Origin of the sequence: Hoeflea sp. Naph1 (assembly GCF_046837775.1) — a bacterium.
In the GTDB taxonomy this organism is placed as follows: domain Bacteria; phylum Pseudomonadota; class Alphaproteobacteria; order Rhizobiales; family Rhizobiaceae; genus Hoeflea.
Genome location: NZ_CP177286.1, coordinates 4,221,386 through 4,233,400 on the forward strand (window position 1 = coordinate 4,221,386; position 12,015 = coordinate 4,233,400).

Below are 12,015 nucleotides of genomic sequence, written 5' to 3' on the forward strand. Positions count from 1 at the left end.
TCCCGCGTTTGGACGCACAATGCGGCGCAAACGGGGCAAAACGCCGACTCCGGCGAGATCCTTGCTACTCCAGCAACGGCGACCAGGCCGGGTCGGACGCATAGGTCGGCGTTTTCACCAGCTGCTCATTGTAGCCAGTCAGGTCGATCGAATAGATCTGCGGACCGCCCGAACCAGCCGGCTGGCGGAAGAACATCAGCACCCGGCCATTGGGTGCCCAGGTCGGCCCCTCATTGTGAAATCCGGTTGTCAAAATCCGCTCGCCCGACCCATCGGTGCGCATCACCCCGATCGAGAACTTGCCGCCCGACTGCTTGGTGAAAGCGATCAGATCACCACGCGGTGACCAGACCGGGGTCGAGTAGGAGCCATCGCCAAACGACACGCGACGCTGGTTCGAACCATCCGCGCCCATCATGTAAAGCTGCTGGCGACCGCCGCGGTCACTTTCAAACACGATCTGGGTGCCATCGGGCGAATAGGATGGCGACGTGTCGATCGCAGCCGTGCTGGTCAGCCGAGTCGTCGCCCGTGAGCGCAGATCCATGGTGTAGATATTGGCATTGCCGTCCTGCTGAAGGCTCATGATCACCTTCTGACCGTCCGGCGAAAACCGCGGCGAGAACGTCATGCCGGGAAAATTGCCGACGAGTTCGCGCTGGCCGGTTTCAAGCTGCAGCAGGTAAACCCGCGGCTGACCGCCTTCAAACGACATATAGGTGATTTCCTGACGGCTCGGCGAAAACCGCGGCGTCAGCACGATATCATTGGCATTGGTCAGCATGCGCAGATTGGCGCCGTCCTGATCCATGATCGCCAGTTGCTTCTTGCGGTCGATCTTCGATCCGCTTTCGGACACGAACACCACCCGGCTGTCGAAATAGCCTTTTTCGCCTGTCAGCCGCTCGTAAATCGCGTCGGCAATGATGTGCGCGACCCGCCGCCAGTTTTCGGGGCTGGTGAAGAACTGCTCGCCCGAAAGCTGTTGATTGGCAAATGTATCCCAAAGCCGGAACTCAGCCCGCAAACGGCCATCGGCTTCCCGCGCCACCCGCCCGGTCACAAGTGCCTGGGCGTTGATCACGCGCCAGTCCTCGAACCGCGGCGCTGCGTCCGGATTGGAAATTTTTTCAATGAATGCCGCCTGGTCGATCGGGGCAAACAGTCCCGACCGCTTGAGATCGGCAGCCACGACAGCCGATATCTGCGCTCCGATGGCATCGCCCGAGATGAAATCGGTGATCGCGATCGGCAGCGGCTCGACATTGGCGCGGTTGATGTCGATTTCAACCACGGCACGCGCCGGACTGGTGGCCATCAATGCCATCGCGGCAATAATCGCCATCGGCAGAAACAGGTAGCGGTTCATCATTTTCATGGTGCAGCCTTTCAGCGCCATTTCAATCATAGTCATGGATCCTGACTCTAGAACATCTGACTGGGGTCAAAGTTCACGATCACGTCCGCCCAGGAATCATATTTTTCCTTGGGAAGCTGGTAGGGCTGCGCCCGCAGCACCGCGCGTCTAGCGCTGGCGGCAAGCGTGCCCCGGGTGCCAGCGGCTCCGCCGGTGGCCGAAACTTCGGGTTGTCCAATGATGTTGCCGGTCTGGTCGAGCTTCATTTTCACGATCACCCGCACATCTCCACCATCGGCCATGCCCGGAATGATGTTCCAGTATTTCTGGATCTGGCCGCGCAGCGCGTCCATTTCGCTCTGGCTCAACGTATTTCCGCGCGTGGTGCGGGTCCCGCCCAATGACGCGGTTTCTGTCGAGCGCTTGGCGCCGCCGCCGGCCGCATCCTGCTTGTTAAGCAGTGCTGCCACCTGATCGGCATTGAAATCACTTTCCTTGGAAGAAGCGGTTTCTGCAGCGGCAGGTTTGGCCTGCGCCTTGGGTGGTTCCGGCCGGGCTTGCGGCACCGGGCCATCGCTTGGCAATGTGGTAAATTGCGGTTCGGCGGGTGCCGCTTCGCTAATCGCCTCTGCCACCGGATCAGGCGTCGATTCAGCCGGCAATGCAGCTACCTCCACCGGCGCCGGCTTGGGTTCAGCCGGCTTTTCAGCCGCAGGTGTGGGCTCCGGGGCCGGCTTGGGTTCGGCAACCTTGACTGGTTCCGGCGCGGGCTTGGGGTCCGGTGCGGGCTTGGGATCGACCGCCTTGACCGGCTCCGGCGTCGGTTTTTCAGGAACCGGTTCCGGTTTTGGTGCAGGCTTTTCGGCAGGCTTGGGCGGCGCTTCGGAAACCACTTCCTTGGGGCTGGGCTTGGCAGCCTTGGCGGGTTTCAGGTCAACGGTGTTGTCGCCGGCATTTTCGGCGTCCGGTACCGGGTCCGGCCGGGCAGTCGGGATCGGCGCCGCCTTTTCGGCGATCGGCGCGGTCTTTTCCCCCTGCTGGATCTGGGTCAGTTCTTCAATCGGCACAATGTTGACGGGAAACGATTCAACATCTTCCACTTCAAGCGTTCTCGGCGCAGTGAAAGACGACAGCGCGAATCCCAGGACCAGCACGTGCAAAACTGTCGATGTCGCCAGACTTCCCTTCATCAGCGCGCCGTCAACTATCCTGTTCCTGGAGCGTAACCAGCCCCAGGTTCTTGAACCCGGCAGCGGAAATCCGCGCCATCACCTTCATCACGGTGCCATAATCGGCATTTGTGTCGCCGCGCACATAAATGCGCTCATCATAGCCGGTGGTGGCAATCGCCTCGAGCTTGGGAACAATCTCCTCGATCGGGATCTCGGTTTCCTGCAGATAGATCTGCCCCTCGGAATTGACAGATACGGTAATCGGTTGTGTATCCGAGTTGAGCGCATTGGCCTGCGTTTCCGGCAGGTCAATAGGCACGCCCACGGTCAACAGTGGCGCCGCCACCATGAAGATGATCAGAAGCACCAACATCACGTCGACAAACGGCGTGACGTTGATCTCGCTGACCAGTTGGGTGCGGCCACTGCGACGCCCGCGTCGCTGTCCGCCGCTCCGTCCGCCTGATGCGCTCATGCCCATGTCAGCCTCCTATTCCGCGGCCTGACGCGCGCTCAACCGCTCGTCGATCTGGCGCGACAGAATGCCGGAAAATTCGTCGGCAAAACCTTCCATCCGCGCCGACAACTTGCCGGCATCGGAGGAAAACTTGTTGTAGGCAATCACCGCCGGAATAGCCGCCAGCAAGCCGATGGCGGTGGCCAGCAGCGCCTCGGCGATACCGGGCGCAACCACGGCGAGATTGGTGGATTTCGACCCGGCAATCGCCTGGAACGAGGTCATGATGCCGACCACGGTGCCAAACAGGCCGATGAACGGCGCCGAAGAGCCGATCGAGGCCAGCGAACCGAGCCGTGATTCCAGCGCATCCGCCTCGCGCGAAAGCGTCACATCCATCGCCTTGTCGATCCGCATTTGCAGGCCGATCGGCGACTTGGCGCCGCGTTCGAAGGATTTCTTCCATTCGCGCATGGCAGCCACAAAGATCGAACTCATGCCGACGGTCTTGCGATCGGACAGCGTCCGGTACAATTCCTCCAGCGACTGTCCCGACCAGAAAATCTGCTCGAACTGATCGAGTTGCCGCCGGAACTTGCCAAACGAGATCCATTTGTCCGCGACGATAGCCCAGGTCCAGATCGATGCGCCGATAAGGCCGAGCATCACCAATTTGACCACAAAGCCCGCCTGCAAGAAGAGCGACCAGAGTGTCACTTCGCTGGTCGCAGCCAGTCCAACCTGTTCCATTTACATAACCCTCGAATCCAAACGCCCGGTTGTTGCTACCGGGCGGCTAAGACGTCACTTTTGCCGGGAATCCAGAAGTGCGCGATTGCCGCCAACTCACTTCTCAGAACTTCTCGCGGCCAATTTTGGTTAAAGGATGGCGCACGCAGTCCGCACCAAGCTCTCCAATTCATTCATAATTGGTTATGGTTAAGGCTTGGTTAGGATTCAAGCGCTGTCGCGGTGCGCTATACTGGGCGATCCATCAGTGCGGCAGTGTCAGGATGACCGGGCCATTGCGGCTGGCGACAACTGTATGTTCGAACTGGACTGTCAGGGCCGGCGGATAGCCATAAAGTGTCCAGTCTTCCTCCCCGTCACTGTCCGCAATCGTCGCCCCAAGTGACAGGAACGGCTCGATTGTAAAGACCTGTCCTTCTTTCATGAGGCGTTTTTCGTGCCGGTCAGGCCAAGTCGCGATTTCCGACGGCTCGTCATGCAGTGACAGACCGACCCCGTGGCTGGCAAGGTTGCGAATGAGCGTATAGCCGTTCTTGCTGGCGAATTTGCCGATCACATCGCCAATCGCGGCGTAGCGGGCGCCGCTTTTGACCTGACCAAGTCCCTTCGAAAGCGCCCGTTTGCCATCCCGCAGCAAACGCACGGTCCTTGTTGCCACCGGAGCAACACCGAATGAAGCGCCGGTATCGCCGAAATAGCCGTCCTTGAGCGCCGAAACATCGATGTTGACGAGATCGCCGGGAGCAATCACCCGCTCTCCGGGAATGCCATGGGCAACTTCCTCATTGACGGAGATGCAGGTCGCGCCAGGAAACTGATAACTGAATTCCGGCGCCGATTGGGCCCCGTGGGCCTCGAGATAGTGCCGCCCGATCAGATCAAGCTCGCGGGTGGTTATGCCCGGTTCCATCGCAGCCGCCATCGTTTGTATCGTGTTGGCACAGATTTGCCCGATATGCCGAAGCTTCTCGAGCTCGTCTTCCGATGAAATCACCACTGCTTTTACTCCTTCGCCGCATCTGCGGTTCGGCCGCCATCCAAAAAACGCTCCATAAGCGAATCAGGCAGTCTACGCGCCCGTCCAAATCCATTGACCACCGCAACGGTCACCGAAGCGGCCGCCAGCAGATCGCTTCCCCGGCTGATGCTTTGTTCGAGCAACATGCGCGCGCCGCGCACTTCCGCCGGCTTGGTGAGAATCGTCAACACATCATCCATCCGCGCCGGCGACCTGAAATCGATTTCCATTCTCCGCACCACAAAGGCAACGGCATCGGCCGGATCGGCACCCGCATGCAACGCGCCCTGCGAAACCCCCAGCAGCCGGATATAATCGGTCCGCCCGCGCTCGAAAAAATGCAGATAGCGCGCATGATAGACAAAACCGGAAAAATCCGTGTCCTCGTAATACACCCGCTGGGTCAGCTCATGGCCGCCATCGTGCAGCCGGCCCGAAAGGGGTGTGTCCATTTTGAGCCATCCCGCCTGTTGCAAACCGAAATGAGGCGGTTGCGAAAACCTCATCCCTTTGATCCAATCGTCGTTCTGTCATAAATGCGATCTATCAAGATTGAAACCACGGCGGCACAGGAGAATTTTAGATGAAGATTGCAATCATGGGCGGCGACGGTTTCGTTGGCTGGCCGACTTCACTGCACCTCTCCAATGCCGGACATGAGGTCCACATCGTCGACAACCTGTCGCGTCGCTGGATCGATACTGAACTCGGTGTCCAATCTCTGACGCCGATGGATTCGATCCAGGAACGCACTCGTATCTGGCACGCCGAGACCGGCCGCAAGATCCATTTCCATCTCATCGATATGGCGCGTGACTATGACGTATTGAAGAACTGGCTTGCCGAAGAGCGCCCTGATGCAATCGTGCATTTCGCCGAGCAGCGCGCCGCGCCCTACTCGATGAAAAGCGACCGTCACAAGAATTACACGGTCAACAACAACGTCAACGCCACCCACAATCTGCTCAACGCCATGGTGGAACTCGGTCTCGATTCGCATCTGGTACATTTGGGCACCATGGGCGTGTATGGCTACTCAACGGTTGGTGCGGCGATCCCTGAAGGTTATTTGCCAGTCGGCATCGAGACCATGGATGGCGAGACGGTCAAACAGGACATTCTCTATCCGGCCAATCCCGGCTCGATCTACCACATGACCAAATGCCTAGATCAGCTGATTTTCCAGTTCTACGCCAAGAACGATGCCCTGCGCATCACCGACCTGCATCAGGGCATCGTCTGGGGCACCCACACCGACCAGACCCGGCGCCATGAGCAACTGGTCAACCGGTTTGATTATGACGGCGATTACGGCACCGTGCTCAACCGCTTCCTCATTCAGGCTGCCATCGGCTATCCACTCACCGTGCATGGCACCGGCGGTCAGACTCGCGCCTTCATTCATATTCAGGATTCCGTGCGTTGCATCGAAATCGCGCTCAACAATCCGCCGGAAGCCGGCTCGAAAGTGGAAATCTTCAACCAGATGACCGAAACCCATCGGGTCCGCGATCTGGCTGAAATGATTGCCGGCATGACCGGTGCCGAAATCGCCTGGTTGCCAAACCCGCGTAAGGAAGCCGCAGAAAACGATCTCGTGGTTCGCAATGAAAAATTCCTCGGCCTCGGACTTGAACCGACAACATTGAAGGAAGGCCTTCTCGAAGAAGTCGTCGATGTTGCCAAGAAATTCGCTTACCGGGTCGATCGAACGCGGGTTCCGGCAGTATCGGCCTGGACCAAGGACATCGCCAGCTCAATTAATCGCGATCCAGAAGGCAAGAAGCTCAAATCCGTTTCATGAGCACCGCCAGCCCCCTCCCCGCATCGGGACTGACTGCGAACAAACCCGCAGGCAGCCATCGCGCCTATGTCACGCTTGTCACCAACGCGGACTACGCCATGGGCGCGCTGGCGCTTGCCCGGTCGATCAAACTTGCCGGCGCGGAAGCCGACATCGTCGTTCTGCACACCGGCGGCGTCGACGCCTCAGTGCTGACCCCGCTGTCCGATCTCGGCTGCCGGCTGATCCAGACCGAATTGCTGGACACATCGGACACGTTCAATGAGCGGCATTCGCGCGGCAAACTTCACGCCAACGCCCCTTTCACCAAGGGACGCAAGCCGGCGTTTCACTCGCCGCTCGACAATTTCTGCAAGCTCCGGCTCTGGCAACTGACGGAGTATGAAGCTTGTATCTTCATCGACGCGGATGCGCTTGTGCTGCGCAATATCGACAAGCTGTTCGACTATCCCGAATTCGCCGCGGCCCCCAATGTCTACGAGACACTCAAGGATTTTCACCGGCTCAATTCCGGCGTGTTCGTCGCTCGTCCGTCTGCAGAGACCTTTGGCTCCATGCTGAAGATGCTGGATCAGCCGGAAGCGTTCTGGCGGCGCACCGACCAGACATTCCTGGAAACATTCTTTCCCGACTGGCACGGACTGCCGGTCTATATGAACATGCTGCAATATGTCTGGTTCAACCTGCCTGATCTGTGGGAATGGAAACAGATCGGCGTGCTGCATTATCAATACGAAAAGCCTTGGGAAAAAGACCATCCCCGATCAGCGGAACTCAAACCGCTGATTGATCTCTGGCAGGCCTTCCACACCGGCGAAAACATTCCCGATATCGCTTCTCTTGCCAATCCTGTCGCAGGCGGCGGCGCGTGAAAGCGCTGGTCTCCGGCGGGACCGGGCAGGTCGGGCGTTTCATTGTCGAGGAGCTCCTCGGCCAGGGCTATCAGGTCATCGTCGGCGGCAGGACCCGGCCGGTCGGCGGGCTTTTTTCACAGCCGGTCGGCTTTGTGCCGCTGGCGCTTGATCCTGACCGCGATCAAGCCGTAGCCTTCGATGGGGCCGATCATTTTGTCCACGCCGCATTTGACCATCTGCCCGGCAGATATCGCGGTGGAGAGGGCCGCGACCCGGATAGCTTTCGCGCCCGCAATCTGGATGGAACGGTGCAGTTGTTCAAGACCGCGCGAAAGGCGGGCGTTCAACGCTGCGTATTTCTGTCCAGCCGCGCGATCTATGGCACCCAGCCTGACGGCACTCTGCTGACGGAGGCAACTCCGCCGCATCCCGACACGCTCTATGGCACGGTGAAACTGCTGGCCGAACAGGCACTGACGGCCATGGCGCGGCCGGATTTTGTGACCACCAGCCTCAGGATCACCGGTGTCTATGGCGCAGCACTGCCCGGACAGCCGCACAAATGGCAGACGCTTTTTTGCGACTACCTCGCTGGCCGCCCGGTCGAACCGCGCCTGGCAACCGAGGTCCATGGTCGCGACGTCGCCCACGCGGTGCGGATGATGCTGGAACTGCCATCCGGTGAAATCAATGGTCAGGTCTTCAACGTATCTGACCTGTTGGTCGACCGTCATGATCTGCTCAAGCTGCTGCAGACTGCCACCGGCTGCACCCATCCTCTACCTGCTCCGGCGACCGGCACCCCTCCATTGCTGATGGAAACCGGGCGGCTGCGCGGGCTGGGATGGGCACCGGGCGGGGAAGAACTGCTGGCACAGACAATTCGATCATTCCACGCCTGACAAGCCTGTGACCAAGACCTCCCCGGCTTGTTGCAGGGGAGGTCTTTCATTCTTTATTGTGCGGCGGCGATACCGGCGATCAAGCCAGACATGATGCCAATCAACACATACTGATTGTCGACTTTGACCCAACGCTGGCCATTGCCCGGCTTACGCAGGCCGTGACGTTTGTAGTCACTGACTGCCGAATGCTTTTTCCAGTCATTCATCCGCTGGCCCTTCAACCAGTGCTTCTTGGCCATCACTTTTTGGGACGCGGACTTCTTCATCTGAGAATGGGTCTGCGGTTTTTTGTGATTTGCCAGGGGCTGCGCCTTAGCTTGCGGCTTCTTGTAATCCAGTTCGGACTGAGAGTGGGTCTGCCGCTTCTTGTGATCCGTCTGTGCCTGGGCCATTGGCGCTGCCATTAACAATGCGGCGATCGAAACAATGAGTGCTTTTTTCATGACGTTTCCTTCCATTGGGTCAGGGAGGAAAATAGGCTGCCCAATATGAATTGAAGATGAATGAGTCGATTAATTTTTGGTAATAAAATCAGATGCTTAAATGTGTTAAAAGTGTGGCGGAATGTGTCGGAATGTGTCGGAAAAATGCTGCGGCGCCGCTCGCAAAACGCAAGAATTCCACGGAATGCCGAGGCACCTCCGACAGGCGCTCGGCAAAAGACGCGGCCAGCACCACCATCCATCAGTTGCTGTCATTCTTCTTCGAACAGGCTAGCCTGGCTGGCAGCTAGATCCTTGGGTGGATTGAGCCCCATGTGTCCCCAGGCGCGTGCTGTCAGCACACGTCCGCGCGGCGTGCGCTGCAAAAAGCCCTGCTGGATCAGATAGGGCTCGATTATGTCCTCGATGGCGTCGCGCGGCTCCGAGAGGCCGGCGGCAATGGTCTCGATGCCTACCGGCCCGCCGCCAAAATTGCGCACGATCATGTCGAGATAGCGCCGGTCGAGCTGATCGAGCCCAATGCTGTCGACCGACAGCCGAGTCAGTGCTTCATCGGCGATTAGTTGGGTGACGGCCTCAGCCCTGGCCACTTCGGCAAAGTCCCGCACCCGGCGCAACAACCGCCCGGCAATGCGTGGTGTGCCGCGGGATCGGCGGGCAATCTCCAGCGCCCCCTCGTCGGTCATTCCAAGCCCCATGATCCGGGCGCCGCGCCGCACGATCAATTCGAGTTCGGCTACAGTGTAGAACTGCAGCCGCACCGGAATGCCAAAACGGTCGCGCAGCGGATTGGTCAGAAGTCCAAGCCGTGTCGTCGCCGCCACCAGCGTGAACCGCGACAGATCGATCTTGACCGACCGTGCCGCCGGCCCCTCGCCAATGATCAGATCGAGCTGAAAATCCTCCATCGCCGGATAGAGAATTTCCTCAACCGCCGGGCTGAGTCGATGGATTTCGTCGATGAACAGCACATCGCGGTCTTCGAGATTGGTCAGAAGGGCTGCCAGATCACCGGCCTTGGCAATCACCGGCCCGGAGGTCGAGCGGAAATTCACCCCCAGTTCCTTGGCCATGATCTGTGCCAGCGTGGTCTTGCCCAGGCCGGGCGGCCCGACAAATAGCACGTGATCGAGCGCCTCGCCGCGGTTCTTGGCCGCCTCGATAAACACCTTCAGATTGGCCCGCGCCTCGGCCTGGCCGGTGAACTCGTCCAGCGATTGTGGCCGCAAGGTAGTATCGACATCCTCGCCGCGCTTGTCAGGAGATATCAAACGATCAGCGTCACTCATGCGAGCAGCTCCATGCCGGAAACGGAATTGGCGGCCTTGCGATCGAAGGTCATTGTTTTCTCGCATCCATTCGCGCGGTTGATTTCAGAAATGAGGATATCCGAGAAGTCCGGATGCGGCGAACTGAGCCAATCCGCCCAATTGCCCATCCGCAAGACGTCCGGAACCGCAATTTCCACCGTATCGAGCAGGCCTGCTACCTGCGTGCGCACGCTTGCCCGGTCCGTCTTGTATACCCGCTCAAGCACCCAAACGGTTTCCGCAATGACGATTGGATTGACAAACAACGGTGCATCTACACTGCTGGACTTGAACAGCACCACTGCCGCATCAAACTGCTTTTGATCGTCACGCGTCAGCAGCCGGACGATGATGTTGGTATCAATCCCGATCACGCGACCGCCCAAATCTCTCGGAAATTCCCTCGTTGATCGCATCGTTCATGGTCTCGATCGAAACCGGTGCGCGGTTCGGTTGATGAAGAACACCGGCAAAATCCAGCGCGCTCCGATTTTTCGGCACCAGCACGACTTTCCCGTCAACGAATTGATAACCGACACGGTCGCCTGCGCCGATCTTGAGAAATTCCCGCACCTCCGCAGGAATCGTTGTCTGACCTTTTGAGGTGATTTTCGACTCGAGGCCCATATCCTTCCCTGGCAATTATTTCCTTACCTTCGAATATAGTAAGGATTTTCACTTTCCGCAAGGAACGGTCTACCGCGCCAGTTCCTTCAGACCCAGTCGGATCAGCTTTGCCGAGTCGGCGTCCTCGCCCGCAAGCTTCATCGCTGCGGCCACCGCATTGGCCGCCTGATCGCGCGAGTAGCCAAGATTGGACAGTGCCGACACTGCATCGGCCACCGGTGCAGCCGCTACGCCTTCGCCAAGCTCCTGCTTGAGACCCATCGTCCCGCCTGCGTCGCCACCAAATGCGGGCGCCTTGTTTTTCAGTTCGCTGACAATGCGCTGCGCCACTTTCGGCCCGATGCCGGGTGCGCGCGTCACCGTTGCCTTGTCCTGCAATGCGATCGCATTGGCGAGTTCGGACGGTGTCAGCGTCGACAGCACCGCCAGCGCCACCTTGGCGCCCACGCCCTGAACGCTTTGCAGCAACCGGAACCACTCCCGCTCGAGCGCGGTCTCGAAACCGAACAGCCTGAACTGGTCCTCGCGCACATAGGTTTCGATGAAGACGACGACCGCTTCGCCGACAGAACCGAGCCGCGACAAGGTGCGCGCCGAGCAGAATGCCACATAGCAGACGCCGTGCACGTCGATCAGCACATGGTCTTCGGCGATCTCCTCGATTGTTCCCTTGAGTTTTCCGATCATCGGTTGCTCCTCATTCCGCCGCCATCCGCCAGGCCATCGAGGTCCGGTGGTGTGAATGGCAAATGGCGATCGCCAGCGCATCCGCGGCGTGATCACTGTCAAATGCTGCCTTCGGCATCAGCACCTTGACCATCATGACGATCTGCTTCTTGTCGCCATGACCAACGCCGATGACCGCTTTCTTGACCGCGTTGGGCGCATATTCGGCAACTTTCAGCCCGGCCCGCGCCGGCACCACCATGGCGATGCCGCGGGCCTGGCCGAGCTTCAAGGTGGCTGTTGCGTCCTTGTTGACAAAGGTGTTCTCCACCGCTGCCTCGAACGGTTGATACTGATGCAGAACCTCTTCCAGACCACCATAGAGCTGGTTCAACCGCGAGGCGAGATCAAGCTTGTTGTCGGATTTGACCGTGCCGGAGGCGACAAAGCGCAAGGAGTTCCCGAGGCTGTCGACCACACCCCAGCCGGTGTTCCTCAGCCCCGGATCAATTCCGATGATTCGAATCGCTTCTGCCATGAAAAAACCCTAGCCCGACAGGCCTGACCATTCCATCTAAATGTGAACAAACCAAAAACAAACACCGCTGCCAGGCCGATCTGTTTTTGCATTCCGCTGGGTGGCTTCCTACAT

Annotated in this window: 15 protein-coding genes; 3 read left to right on the forward strand and 12 right to left on the reverse strand. The window is 59.0% G+C overall.

All coding sequences use genetic code 11. The annotated features are described in order from the left end of the window. Positions 1-64: 64 nt before the first annotated feature. From tolB to ybgC, 6 genes are all read right to left on the reverse strand, one after another. On the reverse strand, positions 65-1,345 hold the full coding sequence (gene tolB, locus ACK6D9_RS20285; protein WP_412051863.1) for a Tol-Pal system beta propeller repeat protein TolB: 1,281 nt from the start codon (positions 1,343-1,345) through the stop codon (positions 65-67). 80 nt (positions 1,346-1,425) lie between these two features. Continuing rightward, the gene (locus ACK6D9_RS20290) at positions 1,426-2,547 is read right to left on the reverse strand and encodes a hypothetical protein (RefSeq protein ID WP_412049875.1); all 1,122 of its coding nucleotides are present in this window, start codon (positions 2,545-2,547) and stop codon (positions 1,426-1,428) included. Positions 2,548-2,557: 10 nt separating this feature from the next. Continuing rightward, positions 2,558-3,010 (reverse strand): protein TolR, encoded by a 453-nt coding sequence (tolR, locus tag ACK6D9_RS20295; RefSeq protein WP_267653784.1) that lies wholly within the window; start codon positions 3,008-3,010, stop codon positions 2,558-2,560. 9 nt (positions 3,011-3,019) lie between these two features. Then, a complete protein-coding gene (gene tolQ, locus ACK6D9_RS20300; RefSeq protein ID WP_267653785.1) occupies positions 3,020-3,736 on the reverse strand; it encodes a protein TolQ in 717 nt (238 codons plus the stop codon). Positions 3,737-3,980: 244 nt separating this feature from the next. Next, positions 3,981-4,733, reverse strand: a complete 753-nt coding sequence (map, locus tag ACK6D9_RS20305; protein ID WP_322988286.1) for a type I methionyl aminopeptidase — start codon at positions 4,731-4,733, stop codon at positions 3,981-3,983. 5 nt (positions 4,734-4,738) lie between these two features. Next, positions 4,739-5,206, reverse strand: coding sequence for a tol-pal system-associated acyl-CoA thioesterase (ybgC, locus tag ACK6D9_RS20310; RefSeq protein ID WP_322988287.1), 468 nt, complete (start codon positions 5,204-5,206; stop codon positions 4,739-4,741). A gap of 131 nt (positions 5,207-5,337) precedes the next feature. Here ybgC and ACK6D9_RS20315 point away from each other — a divergent pair, with 131 nt between their 5' ends. From ACK6D9_RS20315 to ACK6D9_RS20325, 3 genes are read left to right on the forward strand one after another with little or no spacing between them, the layout of a single operon-like run. Then, positions 5,338-6,558 (forward strand): NAD-dependent epimerase/dehydratase family protein, encoded by a 1,221-nt coding sequence (locus tag ACK6D9_RS20315; RefSeq protein WP_412049876.1) that lies wholly within the window; start codon positions 5,338-5,340, stop codon positions 6,556-6,558. Beyond that, positions 6,555-7,430 (forward strand): glycosyltransferase, encoded by an 876-nt coding sequence (locus tag ACK6D9_RS20320; protein WP_412049877.1) that lies wholly within the window; start codon positions 6,555-6,557, stop codon positions 7,428-7,430. The genes ACK6D9_RS20315 and ACK6D9_RS20320 overlap by 4 nt, the downstream gene beginning before the upstream one ends. After that, positions 7,427-8,314, forward strand: coding sequence for an NAD-dependent epimerase/dehydratase family protein (locus ACK6D9_RS20325; protein ID WP_412049878.1), 888 nt, complete (start codon positions 7,427-7,429; stop codon positions 8,312-8,314). Before ACK6D9_RS20320 ends, ACK6D9_RS20325 begins: the two co-directional genes overlap by 4 nt. A 53-nt stretch (positions 8,315-8,367) precedes the next feature. Here ACK6D9_RS20325 and ACK6D9_RS20330 read toward each other — a convergent pair whose 3' ends face one another. From ACK6D9_RS20330 to ruvC, 6 genes are all read right to left on the reverse strand, one after another. After that, positions 8,368-8,760 (reverse strand): RcnB family protein, encoded by a 393-nt coding sequence (locus tag ACK6D9_RS20330; protein ID WP_412049879.1) that lies wholly within the window; start codon positions 8,758-8,760, stop codon positions 8,368-8,370. Between the two features lie 251 nt (positions 8,761-9,011). Next, a complete protein-coding gene (gene ruvB, locus ACK6D9_RS20335) occupies positions 9,012-10,049 on the reverse strand; it encodes a Holliday junction branch migration DNA helicase RuvB (protein WP_412049880.1) in 1,038 nt (345 codons plus the stop codon). Then, on the reverse strand, positions 10,046-10,444 hold the full coding sequence (locus ACK6D9_RS20340) for a PIN domain-containing protein (protein WP_412049881.1): 399 nt from the start codon (positions 10,442-10,444) through the stop codon (positions 10,046-10,048). The genes ruvB and ACK6D9_RS20340 overlap by 4 nt, the downstream gene beginning before the upstream one ends. Next, positions 10,431-10,712 (reverse strand): AbrB/MazE/SpoVT family DNA-binding domain-containing protein, encoded by a 282-nt coding sequence (locus ACK6D9_RS20345; protein ID WP_412049882.1) that lies wholly within the window; start codon positions 10,710-10,712, stop codon positions 10,431-10,433. The genes ACK6D9_RS20340 and ACK6D9_RS20345 overlap by 14 nt, the downstream gene beginning before the upstream one ends. A 54-nt stretch (positions 10,713-10,766) precedes the next feature. After that, on the reverse strand, positions 10,767-11,384 hold the full coding sequence (gene ruvA / locus ACK6D9_RS20350; protein ID WP_412049883.1) for a Holliday junction branch migration protein RuvA: 618 nt from the start codon (positions 11,382-11,384) through the stop codon (positions 10,767-10,769). 10 nt (positions 11,385-11,394) lie between these two features. Next, the gene (gene ruvC / locus ACK6D9_RS20355; protein WP_412049884.1) at positions 11,395-11,901 is read right to left on the reverse strand and encodes a crossover junction endodeoxyribonuclease RuvC; all 507 of its coding nucleotides are present in this window, start codon (positions 11,899-11,901) and stop codon (positions 11,395-11,397) included. Positions 11,902-12,015 lie beyond the last annotated feature (114 nt).

Coding starts and splice junctions, on each gene's coding strand:
- tolB (WP_412051863.1), bottom strand. CDS start 1,345: ATGGCGATTATTGCCGCGATGGCATTGATGGCCACCAGTCCGGCGCGT.
- ACK6D9_RS20290 (WP_412049875.1), bottom strand. CDS start 2,547: ATGAAGGGAAGTCTGGCGACATCGACAGTTTTGCACGTGCTGGTCCTG.
- tolR (WP_267653784.1), bottom strand. CDS start 3,010: ATGGGCATGAGCGCATCAGGCGGACGGAGCGGCGGACAGCGACGCGGG.
- tolQ (WP_267653785.1), bottom strand. CDS start 3,736: ATGGAACAGGTTGGACTGGCTGCGACCAGCGAAGTGACACTCTGGTCG.
- ybgC (WP_322988287.1), bottom strand. CDS start 5,206: ATGGACACACCCCTTTCGGGCCGGCTGCACGATGGCGGCCATGAGCTG.
- ACK6D9_RS20315 (WP_412049876.1), top strand. CDS start 5,338: ATGAAGATTGCAATCATGGGCGGCGACGGTTTCGTTGGCTGGCCGACT.
- ACK6D9_RS20320 (WP_412049877.1), top strand. CDS start 6,555: ATGAGCACCGCCAGCCCCCTCCCCGCATCGGGACTGACTGCGAACAAA.
- ACK6D9_RS20330 (WP_412049879.1), bottom strand. CDS start 8,760: ATGAAAAAAGCACTCATTGTTTCGATCGCCGCATTGTTAATGGCAGCG.
- ruvB (WP_412049880.1), bottom strand. CDS start 10,049: ATGAGTGACGCTGATCGTTTGATATCTCCTGACAAGCGCGGCGAGGAT.
- ruvA (WP_412049883.1), bottom strand. CDS start 11,384: ATGATCGGAAAACTCAAGGGAACAATCGAGGAGATCGCCGAAGACCAT.
- ruvC (WP_412049884.1), bottom strand. CDS start 11,901: ATGGCAGAAGCGATTCGAATCATCGGAATTGATCCGGGGCTGAGGAAC.